Below are 795 nucleotides of genomic sequence, written 5' to 3'. Positions count from 1 at the left end.
TTTCCACCCGCTTTGAGCAAGGAATAGTTTTTCTCAGCCGCCTGGAAAACCTCTTCCAATTGCTTGGTAGAGTCCTCATCATCTGACTGTCTGGCTAAGGCATCTCGCGCCTTATCAACATTACTTTCTTCAGCACTAATATCCGAAACAAACAGCACGGTTGATGCCAGTAGCACGCATCTAATGACCCAAGAGTTCATTACCTATTCCTTCTATCTTTATAGTTTGTGTCAGTGACTCTTACACGCAGTAACAACTAACCACTTTCCTAATACGAGCAATGCTGCTCACATTTCTTACACGACATATACTTATTCAAAAACTAGTTTCGACGATAATGTAAAAACTTCGTACCATTATCGAAAGTAGTATTCCCAAACTCATCTGTCTGGTTTTTACGGCGCTCTATCTCGTTATTCAATAAATACCGCAAATTATCTTTGTAGTCCGGAGTATAATCAAAAGCCTGCAAAGACAATGTCTGATCATCAATAAAGCGTAAGTCTTCTTCTCTTAACTCAAGCCCATCAATTGGTTTTGTATTCCCTGGAAAGATAACGAACAATACATTTTGATCCCACTTTTCTTTAAAGCGTTCGAGAGTAAAGGTTATATTTCCTTTGGAAGGGTCAGCAATAAAAACACGCCCATCCTTGATTGTCTTAACAACCACGAAATGCTTAAAGCCTGCGTAATGTATTGGCACGATAGCTGGATGATCCAGCTCAATCAAATCCTTTAACTCAGCCTTGAAGCCCCCAGCCGGAAAGCCCAGCGCGGTTACCAAACGCTTCA

At 41.0% G+C, this 795-nt stretch carries 1 protein-coding gene and 1 pseudogene; both read right to left on the bottom strand.

Annotated elements, in window-relative coordinates; all coding sequences use genetic code 11:
* Positions 1-200 (bottom strand): annotated as a pseudogene (locus tag A3729_RS29975) (transporter); the annotation flags it as partial.
* 122 nt (positions 201-322) lie between these two features.
* A partial coding sequence (locus tag A3729_RS29970) for a C39 family peptidase (RefSeq protein WP_231877536.1) occupies positions 323-795 on the bottom strand: 473 nt, incomplete at its 5' end.

The sequence above is a fragment of the Oleiphilus sp. HI0043 genome, assembly GCF_001634935.1.
This window is presented reverse-complemented; position numbering and strand designations above follow the sequence as displayed.